This is a genomic window from Pedobacter sp. (genome assembly GCF_046462515.1).
In the GTDB taxonomy this organism is placed as follows: domain Bacteria; phylum Bacteroidota; class Bacteroidia; order Sphingobacteriales; family Sphingobacteriaceae; genus Pedobacter.
Window position 1 is genome coordinate 346,419 of record NZ_JBKGVD010000008.1, and the last position, 22,818, is coordinate 369,236.

Consider the following 22,818-nt stretch of genomic DNA (forward strand, 5'->3'; position numbering starts at 1 on the left):
TAAAAGTAACCGAACCAATATGTAGTATTAATATTCATTTTTGCTTTTCGGTGTCAAATGTACACAACAAATTTAATTTGTCAAGACTTATTTTAAAATAATTTTTGCGGAATATTATTTTGTATGAAAGCAAGGAGGGAGCAACTGTTAATTTAAAATAGAAGGAATGGCACCAGAAGAAAGAAAATAGACATAAAAAAAGCAGCGATTAACTCGCTGCTTTTTTTATAATTGTTTGTTGACTATTACTATTAGTGTTTTACAGTAGTAGTATCAGCTTTAACAGTAGTATCAGTTTTAACAACTGTATCAGTTACTGTAGTATCAGCTTTGATAGTAGTATCAGTACCGATAGTGTCAGTACCTTCTGCTTTTTTCTCTGATGAACAAGCAGCTACAGTTAAAGTTAAAGCGAAAGCTACGAAGCCAAGTTTAAATAAATTTTTCATTTTGAATTTTCTGTTTAAAATAATTAATTAATTAAATTTTACTCTTAATGCCGCAAAGGTAAAAAGGTAACCCACTACTTTGAAAAAAAAATCATTTTTTTTTGATTTTTATCTTAAGGTGTTGATTTTTAGTTTTTTAAAATAGATCTATTTAAAGATTACCTGCCTGAAAATATGAAGATACACCTATATGTTTAACTTTTCACTTACAGAAAATCATAACTTACCTAAATATTTAATCTGCGATTTAAGTAGAGGATTTATGTGCAATATTAATAGTTTTGCGTTTTAGAATAATAAAAGCAGCGCAATTAATATTAATTTTAAATTTTTGGGTTACCATTTGAGTTTTAACGTATTAATAGGTGAATATAAAGTTTAATAATCAGTTTCCAACAGACAGAGAGGTAATTTTAGGCATACTCAATAACTCCGAAGATGCGTTAAACAAATTGTATGCGGCTTACTTTCCGATGGTGCTGCAATTTATTTTGAACAACAGCGGTGATGAAGATGAAGCTAAAGATGTTTACCAGGAAACAATTATTGTACTCTATAATAAAGTAAAGGAAGGGAGTTTTGAGTTAAGTAGCAAGCTAAAAACCTATATTTATTCTGTAAGCAGGAGAATATGGTTAAAAAAGCTAACCCAGCGCAATAAAAAAACGAGCAACATTGCAGATTTTGAAGAGGTTTTAGTGGTAGATGATGATGTAGAGCAGCATGAACAAAAAGACATTCAATTTGATAAAATGCAGCAAGCGCTCGAAAATTTAGGCGAACCTTGTAAAACCATTATACAAGACTTTTATATTCATAATTTATCCATGCAGGATATCTGCGAAAAATTTGGCTATACCAATGCTGATAATGCAAAAACGCAGAAATATAAATGTTTACAAAGGTTAAAGAAACTGTTTTTTAATAACTGAATAATGAGAGAAGCGGATTTAGAAGCAATTATTGAAGATTATCTTAACGATAAGCTGAATACTGCCGAGCGTGAGGCTTTTGAGCAACTGAGAAAGAATGATCCTATAGTAGATCATAAAGTAGTTGCACATAAGGTATTTTTAGATGCTATGGCACAATATTCTACAGTTGTTAAGCTTAAAGAGCAGTTAAACCATGCACATAGTCAAATAGATGTTGATACTTTAGTAGAGGCATACAAACCACACCCTTCTAAGCTTATACAGTTATGGAGAAATAATAAAGCGGCTATTGCTGTAGCGGCCTCTTTTTTGATCTTAGCTATGGTTTCTATCTATTCTATACAGAATAACAGTAAACAGGCAGGTAGTTTTGAGGCCATGAGCCGGGATTTGGCACAATTGAAACGCTCTCAGAACAATCTTATCCGTAACATTAATTCTAAAAACAGCTCAACAAATAAAACACCTGTAGCAAGATTTGGAGGTACGGGTTTTGCGGTTTCTGCCAATGGTTATATTGCCACCAATTATCATGTGATTAGCGGTGCAGATTCTGTATATGTTCAAAACAATAAAGGTATATCTTATAAGGTTAACGCTATTTATACAGATTCGCAGAACGATATTGCTATTTTAAAGATCACAGATAAATCTTTTAACCTTCCAGGGCTTCCATATGCCATTCGCAGAGGCTTATCAGGTATAGGCGAACCCGTATTTACTTTAGGTTTCCCTAAAGATGACATCGTATTGGGTGATGGTTATGTAAGTTCTAAAACTGGTATAAACGGCGATACTTTGGCCTATCAAGTGGCTATTCCGGTAAATCCGGGTAACAGCGGAGGCCCTTTGCTAGATAATAACGGCAATATAGTGGGTATCATTAACGGTAAAGAAAATAAAACAGATGGAGCTACCTTTGCGGTAAAATCTAAATACATCATGGAAGCTTTGAATGCCATTCCGCAAGATTCATTGAACAGAAAAGTGGCTTATGGCAAGAAAAGCCAGCTACAGGGTTTAAAACGTAATAAGCAGGTAGAAAAAATGCAGGATTATGTTTTTATGATTAAAGTTTATAATTAAGCAGATACTTAATAAATTTAAATCCCCGGAATTGAAAAGTTTCGGGGATTTATTGTTTTAAAGAGAGACATTATATGGAGTTTGGAAAAGTTTTGGAAAATGAGATCAATACCATTGATTTTACGCTGCCAGCTGATGGTAGGCAAACTTTGCTTACCTTAAAAGGTAAAAAAAGAGCTGATGCCGGTTTTTATATAGGCTGTGCCAAATGGGGCAGAAAAGAATGGATAAATCTGATCTATCCTCCAAAAACCAAAGAAAAGGATTTCTTGATGCATTATGTAAAGCATTTTAATACCATAGAACTCAATGCCATTTTTTACGGAATTCCTAAAGCAGAGCAGATTGTAAAATGGAAAGAAATAGCAGAACATAACGCAAAGCAGGATTTTTTGTTCTGTCCTAAATTTACCCAAAACATTACCCATATTAAACGTCTGGTAAATGCGCAACCAGAAACTGATTTATACCTTCAGGCTATTCATAACTTTGGTAAATATCTGGGGCCATGTTTTTTGCAGCTCAGCGATAATTTTGGCCCTAAGAACTTTGATGCCCTTAAAAATTACTTAACGCTTTTACCTGTTGATCTGAATATGTTTGTTGAAGTACGGCATACAGACTGGTTTAAAGATAGCAAAGCCAGAAAAGACCTGTTTACCTTATTAGCAAGCTTAAATAAAGGAGCAGTCATAACAGATGCCAGTGGCAGGCGTGATTGCGTGCATATGGAATTGAGCACACCTAAAGCCTTTATAAGATTTGTAGGTAATGGCGGCAAATATTTAGATTCCGATAAAAAGCGAGTGGATGAATGGGCAATGCGTTTGAAAAGCTGGTTAGATAGAGGATTGGAAGATGTTTATTTTTTCCTGCATCAGCATGATGAGAAAGATACACCTATCATAGCCGATTATACCATAGAAGTTTTTGATAAAGAGCTGGGAGCAGGTTTAAAACGGATAAATTTTATCAATAATGCTGAATTATTTTAGCATCTATAACCTTATAACCCTCTGCATCTTGTGTAAAGACTAAGAACTGGGTTTGGTGTGGTTTTATTTTGTATTTTTTGGCTAAGCTTTCGGCTTTGTCAGGAAAATTTCTTACAATAACATTGCCTTGCAAATCTTTCTCTTTTTTGAGCTCATTAACTTTTAGGATTTTTTCAATCTTAAAGATGCGTCCGGCAAAATCAGGTTTGGCCTCTTCAGAAAAATACAGATGGCTTTGCGCATGAAGTTTATTTAAACCATATTTTATTCCGATTAAATTAAATGCTCCACTTTTTAGCAATGCAACATCTGGCTCGTATAAATAACCATTAACGTGTATATCTGCATAATCAACACTTACCTGTTGTTCGCCCGTATGAAAAGAAAAGTATTTGGTGCCCTGATCGTTTAGGGTTGCACAGATAACCTTAATTGCGCTACTATCGGCATTTTTATCTAATACCCATAGTAACTCCTTGCATTCGTTCTTAACACTTAAAATATGGATTTCGCTTACATTTTCTAATTCGTTTAAGCCTGCAATGATATCTAAGAGAGGTGCGGTTTTAATGATTACTCTACTTCCTTTGGCCAAAAGTAGAGCATGGTATTGTACCACATCAGGGTTACAATCTTTAAGCATGAAAACCTTGTTGTTTTGGTTACGCCTGGCAGGATCTATATAAATGGTATCAAAAATATCTTCGCCACTCTCTAAATAGGCTATACCATTTGTATTTAATACTTTGATGTTGTCTGCCCCAAGTAATTCGGCATTGTATGCATTAATTTCGGCCAGGTTTGCATCAATTTCACAACTGATGACTTTTTTCGCTTCTTTTGAGAAGAAAAAACTATCTACACCAAAACCAGCGGTAAGATCGATCAAACTGCTGCCTTTTGCTAGTTTGGATTTATAAATAGCTGTATGCTCTGATGAACATTGCTCTATGGATAATAAAGGAGGATAATAAATGTAATCGGTATGAAACCAGGTAGGTAATTTATGTGCAGATTTCTTTTTGGCAGCGATCTGATTGGCCAGCTCACTGTTATTTACATGTTCAAAAACCGGTTTAGACAAGGCGATCTTATTTACATCTCTATTTAAATGCTCATTAATAAAGTGCTGAACTGCCTCGTCTAAAATATGTGTATTCAAAATATGCCGTATTAATTTTTGTCTTTCATTACCATCTGGCAGGTATGTCTGCTTTTTACCTCTAACAATACTTCTTTATTTATGGTAACCCTGTCAATGGTTTGCTGGTTATAATATCTAATCGTTACCAGCTCCATGTTTTCGTTGTATTTTACCCTAAAAGTTTCAGAAAGATCTTTTAGCAGAGCCTCTATTTTATGTGCTTGGTTATCTACGCAGATAGAAAAACTGATTGCTGAATTCAACATGGTATTTACTTTTACCTTGTTGCGATGAAGAATAGCAAATATATGACTTAAGTTCTCTTCTATAATAAAAGAAAAATCTTTCGGAAAAATAGAGATTAATACCTGATTTACTTTAAAAATAAAAGAAGGCACCGGTAGAGGAGCCTCGGTATTATTGATCATTGTCCCTTTGCCTTCGGGATGGATAAATGACCTTACATACAAAGGAATTCCTTTATTTTGGATCGGCTTAATTGTTTTAGGATGGATAACCGTAGCTCCATAATAAGTTAACTCTATGGCATCATGATAAGAAAGATGCGGAATAAGCTCTGTTTCATCAAACCACTTAGGATCGGCGTTGAGTACGCCCGGTACATCTTTCCAGATAGTTACTGATTTTGCATTTAAAGCTGAAGCAAAAATGGCCGCAGAATAATCAGAACCTTCCCGGCCTAAAGTACTGGTAAAGTTCTCACTTGTGCTGCCTATAAACCCCTGAGTAATTACAATGCCATTTTCTGTATAAGAAGGCAGATGTTTCTGGATTTCGTGGATGGTCTTATCCCAAAATACATTTGCTTCAGTATAATTATTATCTGTTTTAATATAGTTACGGGCGTCCTGCCAAATCCCTACGCATCCTGTTAAACTTAAATAAGCTGCCAGTATTCTGGAAGATACCAGTTCTCCTACAGCTACAATCTGGTCATATAGGTAATCGGCACTGTCTTGTGCCTCTTCTTCGAGCAACCACTCTATTTCAACAAAAGTATTGGCAACATCATTATAGATCGGATTTTTATGGTCTGTAAATAATTCTTCCATAATCCGGTAGTGAAATGCTTTTATTTCTTCAAAAAGGAAATGTTTATGCTCATCGTTATTAACATGCGCATTGGTCAGGGCCACTAATTGATCAGTGATTTTACCCATAGCAGATACCACTACCAATAATTGCTTTTCGCCATAATTTTTAATGATATGAGCTACGTTTTTGATACCGGCAGCATCTTTTACCGATGCGCCGCCAAATTTATATATGTACATTAATTTTTTGCAGTTATATATTGAGGTTTTAATATCCCTTTTAATTGATCAAATGGGATTACAAGTTCTGTAGTTCCGGCAGCATAAGGCTTAATTTCATAAGCATTGTACAAAAATACCAGACCATTTTTGCCCACATAGAAGTTTAAAGGCAATATAAATTTTCCGTTTTCAAAGAAATACTTTTCGATAAGCGGTTCAGTTGCACTTAATTTTTCGTCTTTTCTGAAGATCTGTTCACCTAAAGCAGTTAGTTTAACTGAAGAGCCATTTTCTATAAGACTATCTAAAGTTAAAGGTTTGTTCTGAATGGGATCAAAATTAAGATAGATGATGTTGTGCGAACCATGAGCGCCACCTGTGTAATCGCTATGCGTATATGCCAATGCAATATAATTTTTAAATTGACTCATCGGTTTGATGTTGATATCTAAGTACCAGCTATGTGTATAATCTTTGTTCTCATTCGCAAATTCATCATAACCTTTAACAAAGCTGTTAGCAACATCTTGGTAAGAGGTAGGAGGTTCTTCCTGAGAGAAAAAATTAAATACCTGTTTTAAAAGATAATCATTCAAAGCCTTGTTCTGAAACAATGGGTATGAAATGGTAGCCTTTGTGGTATCTTTTACCTCATCCTGTTGTTTTGGGATATAGTTGCTTAATACCTGTATACGTTCAATTTTATAAGTTAAAGTATCTGTTGTTGTTTGATCACCGCTCTTTTTTTGTTCATTGCGGCATGCAAAAAAAGACAGCACAATGAATAGGGAAAATAGCGTTGTTTTTAAGGATACGTTTTTCATAATGTAAGGAGTTTTTCTTTAGAAAATGAACCATTCAGCCATTCGGCATCATAACTTGCACCATATTTATTATAAAAATTAATAGCCGGAGCATTCCATTCCAATACCTGCCAGTTCATGCCATTGTAATTTTTGTCTTTGGCTTCTTCTATCACACGATCAAATAAGATTTTACCTATTCCTTTGCCTCTGTAATCATTCGTAACGAGGAAATCTTCAAGATACAATCTGCAGCCTTTCCAGGTAGAATAACGGATGTAATATAAGGCCATTCCTACAATGATGCCATTATCTACAGCAACAAAAGCATCCCATACTTTATTTGAACCAAAACCGGCATCTATAAATTCATCAAGTGTAACGGTTACTTCTTCAGGTGCTTTTTCATATACAGCCAGTTCATGGATCAGCTCTAACAAGCGGGCACAATCTTCTTTAACGGCTTTTCTGATCTCAATTTTCATTCTGCTGTAATTTCCAGTGTTTAATAATACGTTTACCAAAAATACTGCTGCCTATTCTTACCATTGTGCTCCCTTCTTCTACGGCTATCTTATAATCTGAAGACATGCCCATTGAAATCTCTTTGAAATAGTCTTTATCTCTAAAGAAACTTAGCTTTAATCCGTCAAATAACACCTTTAACTCATTAAATTCAGCCTTGGTCTGCTTTTCTGAAGCATTGTTGGTCGCAATTCCCATTAAACCAATGATCCTGATATTTTTTAAAGTAGAAAATTCTTCTGATCGCAATAATTCTATGGCCTCGTCAAAATCTAAACCAAATTTGGTTTCTTCATCGGCAATATTGATCTGTAACAGGCAATCAATTATACGTTGATGCTTCTCGGCCTGTTTGTTAATTTCTTTAAGTAGCTTTAAGCTATCTACAGATTCAATAAGTTTAACAAAAGGGGCAATGTATTTTACCTTGTTGCTTTGTAAATGGCCTATCAGATGCCATTCAATATCGGCAGGTAAATTAACTTGTTTATCAACCATTTCCTGAACAAGATTTTCGCCAAACACCCTTTGCCCGGCATTATAAGCTTCCATAACCGCATCGGCAGAATGGTTTTTTGAAACCGCTACCAGTTTAATGTTCAGCGCTTCAATTTCATTTTTATATTTTAATAAGTTATTGGCAATGCTCATTTATCAGTATTTTTACCCAAAATTAGTAACCTTAGCGTAATTTAACCTAAGAAAGATGAATATTTTGACCTTTAGACCAGTATTTGCACTTCTTTTTGTAGCTACCCTGCTTTTTAGCTGTAAACCGGGCATACCAAAAGATATTATTCAGCCTGATAAGATGGAAAAGATCTTATATGATATTCATGTGGTTGATGGTTACGCTACTACACTGGCTAATCAGGATAGCGCAAAAAAAGTTTCAGCTCCTTTATATAAGGGCATTTATAAAAAATATGCCGTAGATTCTGCTCTGTACAACAAAAGCCTTTCTTATTACTATAAGAATCCCGACTTGTTTAACAAAATGTACGAAAGAATAACAGAAACACTAAAAAAGGAGCGGGAAAAAGAAAGCGAAAGGGCTGCTAAGAAACTCACTTTAAAACCTGTTGAATAAAATGTTATACCCGGATAATTGCGAAGAGAGATTAGGCTTTAACGAAATAAGACAGCTGGTTCATAAACATTGCTTAAGCACAATGGGGCAAAATCTGGTTTCGAAAATGCAGGTAATGACCCGTTTTGATCAGATTGAGAAATTTCTGAAACAGACCAGTGAATTTAAAAGCATTTTAGAAAACCAGGAACCTTTACAGATCAACACTTTTTTTGATATCAAAACTTTGGCCGATAAAATTAAGGTTGAGGGAGCTTATCTGATAGAAGAAGAACTGTTTAAAATCTACACCTCGTTACAAACTGTATTTGTTGTGATCAGGTTCTTTGATGAACGTGAAGATGTGTATCCAAATTTAGAGGCTCTTTTTGAGCATCTTCCGGTTGAACGTGGTATTTTAACTCATATAGAAACTGTTCTGGATGCTAAGGGAAAGATAAAACCCAATGCATCTAAAGAGCTTTTTGATATTACAACTGCTATCTTAAAGGGAGAGCAGGAAGTAAGAAAAAAAATGGATGCCATTTATAAGATGGCAATTGGCAATAACTGGGTTGCAGATGGTAGCCTTACCGTTAGGGACGGACGAATTTGTATTCCGATACTGGCAGAAAATAAACGTAAGTTAAAAGGATATGTACATGATGAGTCTGCCAGCGGGCAAACGGTTTATATAGAGCCCGAAGAGGTCTTTACATTAAATAATAAATTAAGAGACCTTGAATTTGAACGCAAACGCGAAATCATCAGAATACTGATTGCATTAACCGATAACCTGCGACCATATATTCCTATTTTGTTGTCTTACCACTCTTTTTTAACCAAACTAGATTTTGTAAGGGCAAAGGCCTTGTTTGCTATAGATATTGAGGCCAATATGCCCGTTCTGTTAAAAGAGCCTAAAACAAAGCTCATTAATGCCAGACACCCCTTATTGATGCTTTCTTTTGCAGCAGAAAAAAAAGCAGTGGTGCCTTTAAATATAGGGCTTGATGAAAAAACAAGAATTGTTGTTGTATCGGGTCCCAATGCAGGCGGTAAATCTGTATGTATGAAAACTGTAGGCCTATTACAGCTGATGCTGCAATGCGGTTTGCTTATACCTGCCGATGAGCATAGTGAGGTAGGTGTTTTTCAACAAATATTTGCAGATATAGGTGATGATCAGTCTATAGAATCTGATTTAAGTACCTATAGTGCCCATCTTAAAAAGATGCGGTATTTTGTAGAGCACGCTTCCGCTAAAACTTTGGTTTTGATAGATGAATTTGGAACAGGAACTGACCCGCAATTTGGCGGACCTATGGCAGAGGCGGTTTTAGAGGTGCTCAATCGCAAGAAGATAAGAGGAGTAATTACCACACACTATTCTAATCTTAAACTTTTTGCCGGAGATACCGAAGGTCTTGAAAATGCTTCGATGCTATTTGACAACCATAAAATGAAGCCTTTGTATATTTTGGATATTGGCAAACCCGGAAGTTCTTATGCACTGGAAATAGCCCAGAATATAGGATTACAAAAAGAAGTTTTGAATTTAGCCAAAGAAAAGATAGGATCCAGTCAGAATAACCTCGATAGCTTACTGGTAAGTTTGGAAAGAGAAAAAAGAAACCTACATGAGGCTAAAGTTAAGTTGTCAAATCAGCAAAATAAATACAATAACCTGATAGCTGAGAACGAAAAGCAAAAGCTGTTTTTTGAAGAAAACAAAAAGCAATTGGTTAAAGATGCTAAGATCGAAGCACAAAATATTATTAAAGAAGCCAATAAATTAGTAGAACATACCATAGCCCAGATCAGGCAAAAACAAGCAGATAAGGAAGTTACCAAGCAATTAAGGCAAAATTTGCAAAAAGGTTTGCAAAAAAATGAGATTAAGCCAGAGCCTAAGCCTGTTGTAGAAATAGACCACTCTGAACTGGCAGTTGGCGATTGGGTGCAATTGATCGGAACAGAAAGCATAGGACAGGTATTGGAGCTAAACAAAGACAATTGTGTGATTGCGTTTGGAGAACTGAGGTCTGTTGTGAAACGCAAAAAATTACAGAAAGTCAGTAAAAAGCAGATTAAAAAGATTACACAGGGCAGTTCATATTCAGGAAGCTTAAATGAAGCTTTATCTAATTTTAAGGCTGAGATGGATGTAAGAGGAATGCGGGGTGAGAATGCTATCCAGGAGATTGAAAACTATTTGGATAAAGCCATTATGTTAGGCTTTTCATCCATCAAAATCATACATGGCAAAGGCGATGGCATTTTACGTAAACTGATCCGCAATCATTTGAAAAGTTACAAAGAAATCTCTCATTTTGAAGATGAGCATTTAGACAGGGGAGGAGACGGTATAACCTATGTTTACTTAAAATGATTTTTGTTAAAATAAAAAACTAATCTTTGTTGCTTTTTTGGAAAAATGCCTTTATATTTGCACCTCTTATTAAAAAACTTTAGTTAAGATATTATACAGTTATGAAAAGAACTTTCCAACCTTCGCAAAGAAAGAGAAGAAACAAACATGGCTTCCGCGAAAGAATGGCTACAGCTAACGGTAGAAGAGTATTAGCATCTCGCCGTGCAAAAGGAAGAAAAAGATTGACAGTTTCAGACGAACGTCGTCATAAAGCATAATTTTTTGATTGCCAATTTAAGTAGGCACGGCAATCAGTCTGCAGCTTAAGCAATCAAAAAAATGAACACATTTAAAAAAGAAGAGCGTTTATGTAGTAAAAAGTCGTTAGACTTACTATTTAAAAAAGGCTCTTCTTTTTTATTTTACCCTTTCAGGGTGACCTACCTTTCAGTTCCCCAATCTCATGATTTTCCGGTTCAGGTTGTAATTAATGTTGCAAAAAAACGTTATAAACGTGCTGTAGATAGGAATTTGATCAAACGGCTTACCAAAGAAGCTTACCGTAAACAGAAACAGGAACTTCTATACGATCATTTAAGTATACCACAAACCGTATTGTTATTATCCGTACAGTATGTAGGTAAAGAAATTTACAGTTACGCTCTTTTTGAGAAAAAAATGAATGGTATGCTTAAAAAGCTTATCCAGAACATGGCCGAAAATGGGAATAATTAAACAAATATTTTCTCTGTTATTTTTAGGGATCATTAAATTATACCAATGGCTTATTTCACCTTTACTTGGTGCTAATTGCCGTTACACACCTACATGTTCGCAATATGGTATAGAAGCCATAAAAAAGTATGGCCCATTTAAAGGTGGCTGGTTAACTTTAAAGCGTATTGGCAGGTGCCATCCCTGGGGCAGGCACGGACATGATCCCGTACCCTGAGTATTTAGATTAATCTCTTTCCTTATCCATAATTAGCCTATATTTGCATCTGATATGCCTACTATACTTCAAATAGAAACAGCTACACAGGTTTGTTCTGTTGCCATTGCTGTAAATGGAAAAACTATTGCATTAAAAGAACAAAAAACGCCTAATATCCATGCTTCCAGTTTAACTTGTTTTATTGGAGATGTTATGCAAGAGGCTGGTTTAAAATATCATGATCTGGATGCAATAGCAGTAAGTAAGGGGCCGGGTTCTTATACGGGTTTGCGCATAGGCGTGGCAACCGCCAAAGGCTTATGTTTTGCATTAGATAAACCTCTTATTGCAATTAATACGCTTACTTTAATGGCTAATGGTTACATTAATGCTCATCCTAATTTTGGAGGATTGATCTGCCCGATGATTGATGCCCGTAGGATGGAAGTTTATACGGCCGTTTATACCAACAAGCTTAATTTCTATGAAGAAGTTTCCGCCAAAATTATTGATGAAAAAAGTTTTTCTTTATATCTCCAAAATCATTTTATAGCTTTTATTGGAGATGGCGCAGCTAAATGCAAACCTGTGATAGATAATGTTAACGCACATTTTTACGACACTAATTTTAACAGTGCTGCTCATATGAGCAAGTTGGCAGCTCAGGCTTTTAAAGAACAGAAATTTGAAGATGTCGCTTATTTTGAACCGTTTTATCTGAAAGATTTTGTAGCTACAACGCCTAAGAAAAAAGTTTAATTTTTAGGCTTTTTCTTGAAAATACCAAACATTTTTCCGAAAAAGCTTTTTTGGTCCTTATTATCGCCAACTCCGGGCATCCAGCTCATATTCATTGGATGTTCAACTACGTATCCCATTTTAAAGGCAATACCTAAATATACAGAACCTCTATGGTAGCCGGTTAGTTGGGTTTCCTGATTTTTTATGATCTCTTTACTGGCATAATAACTTTCTATGAGATCGTTAGAACCCAGAAAGAATTCAAAATTTGGCGTTTGATACATGGCTTGAGCACCTATTTTAAATTGTTTCTGTAACGTATATGCAGGTACTGCGCTAATGGAAAAATTGCCGGAAGTTAGCGTATTTACTAAAGCAGCTTCTCCAAAATCATCAAATACATTTTTAGCCAGAATTAATGTTGGTTTGTAAGCTCCAAAAGTTTTAGAAATCGAAACATCGGCTTTAGTTGTAGTTTTCGAAACGAATTTTTTGTTTTCCGCAAAATTTGTTTCAATCTTCTGCATATTCTTGCGCATAATTAAAGCAGCATTATCACCCGTTACATCATTAAGCGTTTCATTTATATTAAAATGACCCTCATAGCTTTTCTTACCCCACCATATGAAACCCAGATCTTTTAAATTGGCCATTAAATGAAAACCGTTTTTGGTTGTATAAATAGTTCCAAGACTAATAGACATACCTGGATTTTTGAAAGGCATGAGGTCGGCTATTTTTACTTTATTTTCATTGGAATAATTGGCTCTGTAAGTACCGTCCATGACGAGGTGCATGGTATTTGTATTAGGGTTAATGTTAACAGATGAATTATTGGCATAAAACTCTGTATAGCCTATACCGCTTAACAGACTAATTTTTGCACCTAAAGCCCAGTTTTTATTGTAATTTTCTCTATAAGAGAAACTAAACTGATGGTAGCTTTGCAATTTGCCATTATTATTGAATACGTTTACTCTTGGTATGGTAAGCCATTTCCCAAAGTTTTCGAAGATGCCTAAACTCTTATTTTCAGCATAATTAATCTGAGTTTCTGATCTTACCTGCCATGAAAATCCCATTTCTTTGTGAAATTTATGATTTTTAAAAATTCGAAAACTAAGCAAGTAAATGTTATTGTTCTCGTACATGGTTTTCTCAAAATCTTTATCAAAAGGCCCAAGTCTGTGATTGCTGTAACCTTTATTGATCAGATTTCTTAGGGCTTCGTCTGAACTGCCTTTATTTAATCCGCTCAGATCTATATACGGTAAAAGTAAATTTGATGCAAACTTTCGTGAGGAATCTAAAGTGAATACTTTTTGAGCAGGGTTTTCAAAAGCATCAAAAAGTGTTCTGGTATTAAATAATGCGTATTGCTGTGCATTTAGGTTAAGCGTACCAATCATTAATACAGCTACAAGCAGGCATTTTTTCATGAATAGCAGTTTTTATAAAGCTAATCAATAATAGTTATTTTTTATTTAAGGTAAATGGATTAAACTATCAACACTAAGCTCTTTTTGTTTAGTCATCAATACAACATTACTAAGGAACTTGCCGTTATCTGCCATAAGCTGAACTCCGTAAGCATTGTAGTTTTTGAAACCGCTTTCAGACCTGAAATGTTTATAATACGAAGTTTTTAAGTTTTTGCTAAAAATGTCTGTTGAATTGTCGTTGTTGATGTAATAAAGTATGGTTGATGCATTAGGCAACTGGCTGATAAACTGCTGATAGCCCGAAGTTGCCGCCAATAATTTACCATTATTGTAACTGTTAAGAAAAACCTGCAAGCTGCCGGCATTATTAGATACAACCAGAAAATTATCTTTAATAACGTAAAAAGGGCGGTCAAACTTTTTAAAAGGTTCACCAAAAAAGCCGTATAATATGCCCGATTCTTTAAATATTCTTATTTCAGGAGAATATTCGGCACTAAGATCTAATAAAGCTTGCGAAAGTTTATCACCGTTATTCAAAGCTACCAAACCAAATTTCTCGCCGGTATTTAACTCAAAGCACCCAAACTGGTTCTTGATGTATTTTGGTAGGATCTGGTTCAGATCTATCCGGTATTTTTCTTTAATCAGGTTTAATTGCTGTTCTGCTTTTTGAGCGCTTTTATTATTGTTATGCCATTTAATTAAAGCTTTTTGCCAGTTAGCATAGTCATTTATAGAATAAATTGCATAATTAGCTGTTTTATCGGGCAGAATTTCATCGATATATATTTTCTGTTCAGGTATATTTTCAAATAATTTAAAGTAGTTTTGATTGTTTTGTATATCTAAATAACCGTTTAACAACAGTTTTTCGGTACTGAAATTATAGCTGTAATTGGCATAGATATCTTTTTGCTTAAAAACATTCAGTTCGCCATTTAATTCTGAATTTAAAACCGGAGCTAAGAGCTGAGGCAGGTGGTTAAAATCTACATAAATATTGGCCAGTACATTTTTTGAGAATTTGTTTTGAGTACGTATATAACTGGCAAAATTATTGGTGGTGTTTTTAGAGTCAAAAATGTGAAGGAGACAATCTTCATTATCGGCAATAGCCAGTTTGTTGTCGTTGAAAGAAATGTAATATTGTGTAGAATCTCCCGATTTGATTTTTAATATATGATTGTTGTTTTCTGGGTTTAAATGCTTAAAAATAGCCGGATTAATCTTGTTTTTAAGCTGTAAAGCAATCATAAAGCCAATTTCTTTGTTTTTTAAAGGTACAAAACCCAGAAAAACCTTATTACTTTCGGCAATTGTTTTAAACGATGAGTTGGTACTAAAATCCTCATAAATGGATTTAAGTAAATTGGTTTTTTGATCACCAATTACCTGCCTGATAATTCCTTGCCCGTTAATGATTTCATAGAAAGTTTTGTCATTATCAAAACTTACCAGCAAGGCCGCGTTTGAAGCACTTTGATTAAGCGCCCATTCGTTATCAGAATTACCCTTATTTAAAACCTTAAAATATTGGTAGGCCATTATAAAAATGGCTGCAATAAGTATGATGATGACAAAATAAAATCGTTTCATGATTAGCCATACAAATTTAATTTTATTTTATGATTACTGTGATTATATACTCAATTTCTTATTTTAGCAATATCTAAAATCATTCTAATGAATAAGAAAATAATACTGACTGCTTCCTTTTTTGGTGCCTTAGCGGTGATTTTGGGTGCGTTTGGGGCCCACGGGCTAAAGAACATACTTGCGCCTGATCAGCTTTCTATTTGGCAAAAGGGTGTTGAATACCAGTTCTATCATACTTTCGCTATCCTCTATTTATCTACTTTCGCAAGATATAAGAATAAACTGATCAGTTTATCGTTCCTGTTTTTTTCTCTTGGCATTATATTATTTTCGGGTTCACTTTATCTTTTAGCCGTAAAAGATGTTTATCAGATATCTTTTGCCAAATATGTAGGTCCAGTCACACCAATAGGAGGCGTTTTTTTTGTTATGGGATGGATAGGCTTATTTTTGGCTGCATTGAGAGATAAATAATGGATTTAGTGTCGTCAGATTTTACAGAAAGAGAAACACTTTTCGTAGAAGTAATATTACCCCTTTCTTTAGCAATAAATTATACTTACAGGGTTCCTTATGAGCTAAATGATCATATAGCGGTAGGTAAACGTGTGGTGGTACAATTTGGTAAGCACAAATTATATACAGCTTTAATCAAAAACATTACAAGCATTCCGCCGGTTCATTACGAAGCCAAATATATTATTGATGTAGTAGATGAACTGCCGGTTGTGAATACAGAACAATTTAAATTTTGGGATTGGATAGCACAGTATTATTTGTGTAATGAAGGCGATGTGATGAATGCTGCTTTGCCTAATGGCATGAAGCTGGCCAGCGAAACAACCCTTATTTTAAGAGAGGATTTTTCAGGAGAAGCAAATCTTACAAATAAGGAATTGTTGATTGTAGATGTGCTAAGCCGTCAGCAAAAAATAACGGTTGATCAGATAGCTAAGTTACTTGGTCAGAAAACCGTGTATCCGCTGATTAATGCATTGATCAATAAAGAAGTTGTGATTGCTGCCGAAGAAGTTGTGGAGCGTTATAAGCCTCTATTGAAATCTTTTATTGCATTAAATCCTTTTTATAAAGACGCCCAACATTTAGAAGAGCTCTTTTCTTTATTGGAAAAAGCGCCCAGGCAATTAGATGCGCTCATGGCCTATATCAGTCTTTCGAGAACCCATGAGTACGTTGCCAAAAGTGATATTCTGGAGCATAGTGGATGTGGGCAAGGAGCTGTAAAAGCATTGGCTGATAAAAATATCTTTGAACTTAAACAAAAACCTGTAAGTCGTTTAAATGGTTTTGATGATGAATTTGAGGTAAATTTTAAATTGAGCCCTGTTCAAAGTACAGCGTTAGAAACCATAGAAAGACAATTCAAAACAAAAGATGTAGTGCTTTTGCATGGTGTTACCGCTTCAGGCAAAACACAGGTTTACATTAAATTGATAGAGCAGGCTATAGCTCAGGGTGGACAAGCACTTTTCTTGCTGCCCGAAATAGCTTTAACTACTCAGATTGTAGAGCGGATAAGGGTATATTTTGGAAATAATATTGGCGTTTATCACTCTAAATTTAATAATAATGAGAGGGTAGAGATTTGGAACAAAGTGCTGAATGGTACTTACCAGGTTATTTTGGGCGCACGTTCGGCTGTTTTCTTACCTTTTAACAATTTAAAGCTGATTGTTGTAGATGAGGAGCACGAAACTTCTTACAAACAATATGACCCTGCACCAAGGTACCAGGCCAGAGATGCAGCTGTTTATTTAGGTTATTTACATCAGGCTAAAGTTATTTTAGGTTCAGCTACACCTTCTATAGAAAGCTATTATAATGCGCAGCATGGTAAATACGGCTTAGTAGAGCTCACAGAAAGATTTGGAGGAGTTTTGCTGCCTGAGCAGAAAGTGGTAAGCATAGCAGAAGAAACCAAACGAAAGAAAATGCATTCGTATTTTACTTCTGTACTGATTGACGATATAGCCGAAGCCTTGCAAAATAAAGAACAGGTTATTCTGTTTCAGAACAGACGTGGTTACGCCACCATTTTAATGTGTAATACCTGTGGCTATGCACCTAAATGCGTAAATTGTGATGTAAGTCTTACCTACCATAAGTCGAGTGGACAGCTGCATTGTCATTATTGCGGGTACCACCAGCATTCTGTAAATGTCTGTCCTGCTTGTGGCAGTGTACATATTGAACAAAAAGGTTTTGGTACCGAACGGGTAGAAGAAGAACTGAGCCTGCTTTTTCCGGATATTAAAATTCAAAGACTGGATTTAGACAGTACGAGAACAAAACACGGTATGCAAAAAATCATTGCTGATTTTCAGGATAAAAAAAGTCAGGTTTTAATTGGTACTCAGATGATCGCAAAAGGGTTAGACTTTGATAATGTAAGCCTGATAGGGGTTATAAATGCAGATACTTTATTAAATTATCCTGATTTCAGGGCTTTTGAACGTAGCTATCAATTGTTGGCACAGGTTGCCGGACGTGCAGGTAGGAGAGATAAACAGGGTAAAGTTTGCATACAGGCCTACAATGATAACCATAGAATCATCAGGCAGGTAATGGCCAACGATTACCATGAAATGTATGAAGAGGAACTTGCAGAGCGTAAAAATTACCATTATCCACCTTTTTCGAGACTCATCTTTTTAAATGTGAAACATAAAGATGCCAATGTGTTAAATGTTGCGGCACATAATTTGGCAAATCAGTTAAGAGCACAACTCGGAAAGAGAATTTTAGGCCCAGAACAGCCTTTAGTTTCACGGATCAGGAATTATTATATAAAGCAGATTATTGTAAAAGCAGAACGAGGTGCATCTATACAGCAGATTAAACTGTTAATAAAAGATACGGTTACACAATTTAATACCCGCAAAGAGTTTAAAAGCGTATTGGTACAAATAGATGTAGATCCTTATTAGTATTTATCTACCAAATGTATTTGAATGCCAATAGAAACTGGATTGATCAAAGTTTCAGTTTTATTGAACTTAGCAAAAGTTCTGGTATTTGCAGCATCATTTTGGGTTCTTTCCTGACGCTCATATGAAAAATAAAAATCCATGTTGCATTCTGCAAACACACTGATTTGCTTAACAGGATTGATTTTAAGACCCAACGCAGGAGTAGCTATAAAACCTCTTTTACTGGTAATCGTATTAAAAGAAGTTGAGGCATTATTAACATCATTTATTTTTCCTTTAAAATTCATTCCTCTAAAGCCTAAATCAACTGCAAAATAAGGTTGAATGGCAGAGTAATTAAAGTTTTTTTCGAATCCGATTTTTGCCCAGAAATCATCTACATCGCCGGTTGCTATTTCACAATTATCACATTCGTTTCTAAAAGAAAAGTCTTTTTTAAAATAATAATTACCCGAAATACGTATGCCAATCTGGTTATCGTTAAACTTAACCATTAATCCATTTAAATACGAAGTGGTATAATCTGAAGAATTGGTCTGATCTAAAATTTTTGGAAGTTGAAAAAGATTATAAGCTCTTACGCCTATACTGTAGTTGTAGTTGCCGTCTCTTTGTGCAAAAACGGTACCCGATAAAGAAATCAACAAAGCAAAAATTAAAATCTTACGCATATAATAGATATGTATTTAGACAAAAATAGCTTTAAATTTCTAATTAGCGAATAGAAATGTAGTGTTATTTGTTCAAAAATCTAAGGTTCAATAAACCAGCTCGACACCTATTTATCTAAATTTTTTAGTGATTGATATAGTGCAGGTTAAAAAGATGTTAATTTTTTAATGGTTTAAATGTTGTGTTCTTACGCAAATTAAGGCTAATTTTGTACTAAATGGCTTATAAGTTTGTAGATAATTATAGAGAAAAAGGAGCAAGAAAAAAATTAGTTGAACAGCTCAGAGAACGAGGAATATCTGATGAAAAGGTATTAAAAGCGATAGGGAAAGTTCCGCGTCATTTTTTCTTTGATGAAACTTTTTGGAGCCAGGCTTACAAAGATATTGCTTTTCCTATAGGAGAAGGCCAAACCATTTCACAACCTTATACAGTTGCTTACCAAACAGAATTACTGCATATTCAGAAAGGGGATAAAGTTCTTGAAATAGGAACAGGTTCAGGTTACCAAACCTGCATTTTAATGGAATTAGGAGCTGAGGTATATACCATAGAACGTCAGGAAAACTTATACAATCATACTATTAAAGTATTGCCGGGTATGGGCTATCATGCCAATTTCTTTTTAGGAGATGGCTCTAAAGGCATTGCCGCACATGCACCTTATAACAAAATTATAGTTACGGCTGGAGCACCGTTTGTGCCTGAATTGCTTTTGAAACAACTCAAAATAGGTGGTATCTTGGTAATTCCGGTAGGCGATGAAAAGACACAGAAAATGCTTACCGTAATACGTGTATCTGAAAATGATTTTGAGAAGATAGAGTTAGATACATTCAGATTTGTGCCCCTGGTTGGCGATCAGGCGTGGTAAATACACCTTAAAATTTCATTACCCGATTTAATTCACGTTTGGTATCTCTTTCCTTTATCGTTTCGCGTTTGTCAAACTCTTTTTTGCCTTGTGCCAGTGCGATTTCAAGCTTGGCATAACCTCGCTCATTAATAAAAATACGTAAAGGAACAATGGTAAAACCTTTTTCCTCCCCTTTTAACTTTAGTTTTTTTAACTCTTTTTTAGTTAAAAGCAAAGCTCGGTCTCTTTTAATGTCATGTTTATAAAAAGAACTGAAACCATATTCAGAAATGTGGAGATTACGTACATACAGATTATTTCCAATGAACATACAGAATGAATCGGTCATATTAGCTTTACCTTCCCTTATCGATTTTATTTCTGTACCCAATAAGGCAATACCAGCAACGTATTTATCTAAAATATGGTAATCAAAAAAGGCTCTTTTGTTCTTGATCTGTATTTCTTTTGACATGTTACAAATATCATGATTTTTTAGATTTCTTGCATTATCCTTTGAAAAAGTAAATTAAATATTTGTCTAAATATTATTTTAGATTAGTCTAAATTTTTAATTTTGTTGACTTATGTTAAATTTTAATAGTAATTAAAAATGATTTTCAATTCCAAATTTTTCAGTTTAGCCGTTTTTTTTATTGCCCTGAATGCGGGTTATGTTAAAGCCCAAATCTATAAACTACAGGGAACTGTAAGTTTTGATTACGCTAAAACAGCATCAGCGACCCTTTCATTATCACCTCTAAATGTAAAAGTACATACAGATACGGCTGGTAATTTTTCATTTTTAGGACTAAAAGCTGGTAATTATCAAATTAAATTAACAGCTATAGGCTATAAACCTACGTTGTTTTCCATAGCGCTAAAAAGAGATACGGTATTAAAGGAAATTGTATTGGAAGAAGATCAGGAACAATTACAGGAGGTTGTGATAACCGGAACACAAAAAGAAGTATCAAGACTGGAAAGCCCTGTGCCAGTAGAAATATATTCCGCTAATTTTTTTAGGCGTAATCCCACGGCCAGTGTTTTTGAAGCGATTCAAAATATAAATGGAGTAAGACCTCAATTAAACTGTAATATCTGTAACACCGGAGATATTCATATCAATGGGCTTGAAGGTCCTTATACTATGGTTTTAATAGATGGAATGCCCATTGTGAGTGGTTTATCAACTGTTTATGGCCTTTCGGGAATACCCACTTCAATAATTGACAGGGTAGAGGTGGTAAAAGGTCCTGCATCTTCATTATACGGAAGTGAAGCAGTAGGTGGGCTGATCAATATTATTACAAAAAAAGTAAATAGTGCTCCAAAATTTTCAATTGATCTAATGTCTAACACACATTTGGAACATAATGCGGATATAGGATTTAAACTGCAATTAAACCGTAATATAGCTGTGTTAACAGGGATTAATTACTTTAATTTTAATCATATTCTAGATGAGAACCATGATGGTTTTACGGATGTAACCTTGCAAAATCGGGTATCCGTTTTCCAAAAATGGAATATAGAACGTAAATACAACAGAATTTTTTCTTTAGCGGGAAGATACCTTCATGAAGACAGGTGGGGAGGGGAAACCCGATGGAATAAAAGTTATAGAGGTGGGGATGTGGTTTATGGAGAAAGCATCTATACACGCAGATGGGAAATGATAGGCAATTATCAATTGCCCCTAAAAGAAAAAGTATTTTTAGCATTTTCACTGACCAACCATGATCAAGACAGCAGATACGGAAAAACATCTTATATTGCCAACCAGCAGATTGTTTTTTCTCAATTAACCTGGGATAAAAAAATAGATAAGCATGATTTGTTGTTTGGGGCAGCAATGAGATATACTTTTTATAAAGATAATACTGTGGCTACCAGCAAAGATTATGGAAATGATCATGAAAGAGTAGGGTTGCCCGGGTTATTTGTGCAGGATGAAATTAAGCTCAACCAGAAAAACACTTTACTACTGGGATTAAGGTACGATTATCATAGCTTGCATGGAAGCATCTTTACGCCTCGTGTTGCTTATAAGTATAATCTAAATCAGTTTAATTCACTAAGGTTTAATGCAGGTACTGGGTTTAGGGTGGTCAATATTTTTACGGAAGACCATGCCGCATTAACAGGAGCAAGAAAGGTTGAATTAAATACAGATATTAAACCTGAGCGTAATTATAATTTTAATATGAATTATGCTGGAAAAATATTTACTCCAGATGCCACTATTATAGGGCTCGATGTGAGTATGTTCTATGCTTATTTTACCAATAGGATCGTGCCCGATTATGAAAAAGATGTAACTAAGATACACTATGATAACCTAAATGGTTATGCCGTTAACAAAGGAGTTACCGCCAATTTAGATTTAACTTTTACATGGGGATTAAAATTAAATGCTGGTTTTACCTATCAGGATGTGTTATTGGTAAATGATGGAATTAAGGAACAACAAATGCTGACTGAAAAATTTTCGGGAACTTGGTCGGTGTCATACCACGTTAAACAATTACATTTAAAAGCTGATTACACCGGAAACGTATATGGGCCTATGCGATTACCTTTATTGGGAGAGTTGGATCCCCGCAATCCCATGTCGCCTATATGGAGCATACAAAACATTCAATTGACTTTTACAAAATTTAAACAAACAGAAATTTACGGAGGAGTGAAAAACTTCTTAAATTTTACTCCAGCTAAGCATACTCCGTTTTTAATTTCAAGAAGCCAGGATCCGTTTAACAAGAAAGTGCTATTTGATACCAAGGGGCAGGCAATACCAGCTATTGATAATCCTTATGGTTTGGTATTTGATCCCAGTTACGTTTATGCGCCTAATCAGGGCGTACGCTTATTTATGGGATTTAGGTATAATTTTTAGTGTTTTGTTAATCAGTTTGTTAGATTAAATCGCTAATAATTTTTAAAAATATTAAAAATTGTAATGA

General features: G+C 34.8%; 23 protein-coding genes. 13 read left to right on the forward strand and 10 right to left on the reverse strand.

Going from position 1 to position 22,818, the window contains the following annotated elements:
• Positions 1–251 precede the first annotated feature (251 nt).
• Positions 252–449, reverse strand: coding sequence for a hypothetical protein (locus ACLHG9_RS09560; protein ID WP_243362862.1), 198 nt, complete (start codon positions 447–449; stop codon positions 252–254).
• Between the two features lie 365 nt (positions 450–814).
• Here ACLHG9_RS09560 and ACLHG9_RS09565 point away from each other — a divergent pair, with 365 nt between their 5' ends.
• The 3 genes from ACLHG9_RS09565 to ACLHG9_RS09575 all read left to right on the forward strand — a co-directional run bounded on the left by ACLHG9_RS09565 (position 815) and on the right by ACLHG9_RS09575 (position 3,465).
• Entirely contained in the window at positions 815–1,381 is a 567-nt protein-coding gene (locus tag ACLHG9_RS09565; protein ID WP_410221269.1) for an RNA polymerase sigma factor, read from the forward strand.
• A gap of 3 nt (positions 1,382–1,384) precedes the next feature.
• The gene (locus tag ACLHG9_RS09570; RefSeq protein ID WP_410221270.1) at positions 1,385–2,470 is read left to right on the forward strand and encodes a serine protease; all 1,086 of its coding nucleotides are present in this window, start codon (positions 1,385–1,387) and stop codon (positions 2,468–2,470) included.
• A 74-nt stretch (positions 2,471–2,544) separates the two neighbouring features.
• Positions 2,545–3,465 (forward strand): DUF72 domain-containing protein, encoded by a 921-nt coding sequence (locus ACLHG9_RS09575; protein WP_410221271.1) that lies wholly within the window; start codon positions 2,545–2,547, stop codon positions 3,463–3,465.
• On the opposite strand, the gene ACLHG9_RS09580 is transcribed toward ACLHG9_RS09575, so the two are convergent.
• From ACLHG9_RS09580 to ACLHG9_RS09600, 5 genes are read right to left on the reverse strand one after another with little or no spacing between them, the layout of a single operon-like run.
• On the reverse strand, positions 3,443–4,627 hold the full coding sequence (locus tag ACLHG9_RS09580) for a class I SAM-dependent methyltransferase (RefSeq protein WP_410221272.1): 1,185 nt from the start codon (positions 4,625–4,627) through the stop codon (positions 3,443–3,445). The two genes, ACLHG9_RS09575 and ACLHG9_RS09580, sit on opposite strands and share 23 nt — an antisense overlap.
• An 11-nt stretch (positions 4,628–4,638) precedes the next feature.
• Complete coding sequence (locus ACLHG9_RS09585) at positions 4,639–5,904, reverse strand: aspartate kinase (RefSeq protein WP_410221273.1); 1,266 nt, start codon at positions 5,902–5,904, stop codon at positions 4,639–4,641.
• Positions 5,904–6,710 carry a DUF3298 domain-containing protein gene (locus tag ACLHG9_RS09590; RefSeq protein ID WP_410221274.1) on the reverse strand — a complete coding sequence of 269 codons (807 nt, stop codon included), beginning with the start codon at positions 6,708–6,710 and terminating at the stop codon, positions 5,904–5,906. The genes ACLHG9_RS09585 and ACLHG9_RS09590 overlap by 1 nt, the downstream gene beginning before the upstream one ends.
• Positions 6,707–7,174: an N-acetyltransferase family protein gene (locus ACLHG9_RS09595; protein ID WP_410221275.1), complete on the reverse strand. Its 468-nt coding sequence runs from the start codon at positions 7,172–7,174 to the stop codon at positions 6,707–6,709. Before ACLHG9_RS09595 ends, ACLHG9_RS09590 begins: the two co-directional genes overlap by 4 nt.
• On the reverse strand, positions 7,164–7,865 hold the full coding sequence (locus ACLHG9_RS09600) for a YggS family pyridoxal phosphate-dependent enzyme (RefSeq protein ID WP_410221276.1): 702 nt from the start codon (positions 7,863–7,865) through the stop codon (positions 7,164–7,166). Before ACLHG9_RS09600 ends, ACLHG9_RS09595 begins: the two co-directional genes overlap by 11 nt.
• 55 nt (positions 7,866–7,920) lie before the next feature.
• Between ACLHG9_RS09600 and ACLHG9_RS09605 the strand changes: the two genes are divergently transcribed.
• From ACLHG9_RS09605 to tsaB, 6 genes are all read left to right on the forward strand, one after another.
• The gene (locus ACLHG9_RS09605; RefSeq protein ID WP_410221277.1) at positions 7,921–8,304 is read left to right on the forward strand and encodes a DUF4296 domain-containing protein; all 384 of its coding nucleotides are present in this window, start codon (positions 7,921–7,923) and stop codon (positions 8,302–8,304) included.
• Position 8,305: 1 nt separating this feature from the next.
• Positions 8,306–10,675 (forward strand): endonuclease MutS2, encoded by a 2,370-nt coding sequence (locus ACLHG9_RS09610; RefSeq protein WP_410221278.1) that lies wholly within the window; start codon positions 8,306–8,308, stop codon positions 10,673–10,675.
• A 101-nt stretch (positions 10,676–10,776) separates the two neighbouring features.
• Positions 10,777–10,935: a 50S ribosomal protein L34 gene (gene rpmH, locus ACLHG9_RS09615; protein ID WP_013632808.1), complete on the forward strand. Its 159-nt coding sequence runs from the start codon at positions 10,777–10,779 to the stop codon at positions 10,933–10,935.
• A gap of 61 nt (positions 10,936–10,996) precedes the next feature.
• A complete protein-coding gene (gene rnpA, locus ACLHG9_RS09620) occupies positions 10,997–11,392 on the forward strand; it encodes a ribonuclease P protein component (RefSeq protein ID WP_410221279.1) in 396 nt (131 codons plus the stop codon).
• The gene (yidD, locus tag ACLHG9_RS09625) at positions 11,379–11,609 is read left to right on the forward strand and encodes a membrane protein insertion efficiency factor YidD (RefSeq protein ID WP_410221280.1); all 231 of its coding nucleotides are present in this window, start codon (positions 11,379–11,381) and stop codon (positions 11,607–11,609) included. The genes rnpA and yidD overlap by 14 nt, the downstream gene beginning before the upstream one ends.
• Positions 11,610–11,663: 54 nt before the next feature.
• Positions 11,664–12,350 carry a tRNA (adenosine(37)-N6)-threonylcarbamoyltransferase complex dimerization subunit type 1 TsaB gene (tsaB, locus tag ACLHG9_RS09630; RefSeq protein ID WP_410221281.1) on the forward strand — a complete coding sequence of 229 codons (687 nt, stop codon included), beginning with the start codon at positions 11,664–11,666 and terminating at the stop codon, positions 12,348–12,350.
• Here the strand turns inward: tsaB and ACLHG9_RS09635 are convergent.
• Together ACLHG9_RS09635 and ACLHG9_RS09640 are read right to left on the reverse strand one after the other, a co-directional pair.
• Complete coding sequence (locus ACLHG9_RS09635) at positions 12,347–13,771, reverse strand: DUF5723 family protein (protein WP_410221282.1); 1,425 nt, start codon at positions 13,769–13,771, stop codon at positions 12,347–12,349. The two genes, tsaB and ACLHG9_RS09635, sit on opposite strands and share 4 nt — an antisense overlap.
• A gap of 45 nt (positions 13,772–13,816) precedes the next feature.
• Positions 13,817–15,373, reverse strand: coding sequence for a hypothetical protein (locus ACLHG9_RS09640; protein ID WP_410221283.1), 1,557 nt, complete (start codon positions 15,371–15,373; stop codon positions 13,817–13,819).
• Positions 15,374–15,460: 87 nt separating this feature from the next.
• Here ACLHG9_RS09640 and ACLHG9_RS09645 point away from each other — a divergent pair, with 87 nt between their 5' ends.
• Positions 15,461–15,847, forward strand: a complete 387-nt coding sequence (locus ACLHG9_RS09645) for a DUF423 domain-containing protein (protein WP_410221284.1) — start codon at positions 15,461–15,463, stop codon at positions 15,845–15,847.
• Entirely contained in the window at positions 15,847–18,321 is a 2,475-nt protein-coding gene (gene priA / locus ACLHG9_RS09650; RefSeq protein ID WP_410221285.1) for a primosomal protein N', read from the forward strand. The genes ACLHG9_RS09645 and priA overlap by 1 nt, the downstream gene beginning before the upstream one ends.
• On the opposite strand, the gene ACLHG9_RS09655 is transcribed toward priA, so the two are convergent.
• A complete protein-coding gene (locus ACLHG9_RS09655) occupies positions 18,318–18,995 on the reverse strand; it encodes a hypothetical protein (protein ID WP_410221286.1) in 678 nt (225 codons plus the stop codon). The genes priA and ACLHG9_RS09655 overlap by 4 nt on opposite strands.
• 218 nt (positions 18,996–19,213) lie before the next feature.
• Here ACLHG9_RS09655 and ACLHG9_RS09660 point away from each other — a divergent pair, with 218 nt between their 5' ends.
• Positions 19,214–19,870, forward strand: coding sequence for a protein-L-isoaspartate(D-aspartate) O-methyltransferase (locus ACLHG9_RS09660; protein ID WP_410221287.1), 657 nt, complete (start codon positions 19,214–19,216; stop codon positions 19,868–19,870).
• Between the two features lie 7 nt (positions 19,871–19,877).
• Here ACLHG9_RS09660 and smpB read toward each other — a convergent pair whose 3' ends face one another.
• Entirely contained in the window at positions 19,878–20,327 is a 450-nt protein-coding gene (gene smpB / locus ACLHG9_RS09665) for an SsrA-binding protein (RefSeq protein ID WP_410221288.1), read from the reverse strand.
• A 138-nt stretch (positions 20,328–20,465) separates the two neighbouring features.
• Between smpB and ACLHG9_RS09670 the strand changes: the two genes are divergently transcribed.
• Positions 20,466–22,751 (forward strand): TonB-dependent receptor domain-containing protein, encoded by a 2,286-nt coding sequence (locus ACLHG9_RS09670; RefSeq protein WP_410221289.1) that lies wholly within the window; start codon positions 20,466–20,468, stop codon positions 22,749–22,751.
• Positions 22,752–22,818: the final 67 nt, after the last annotated feature.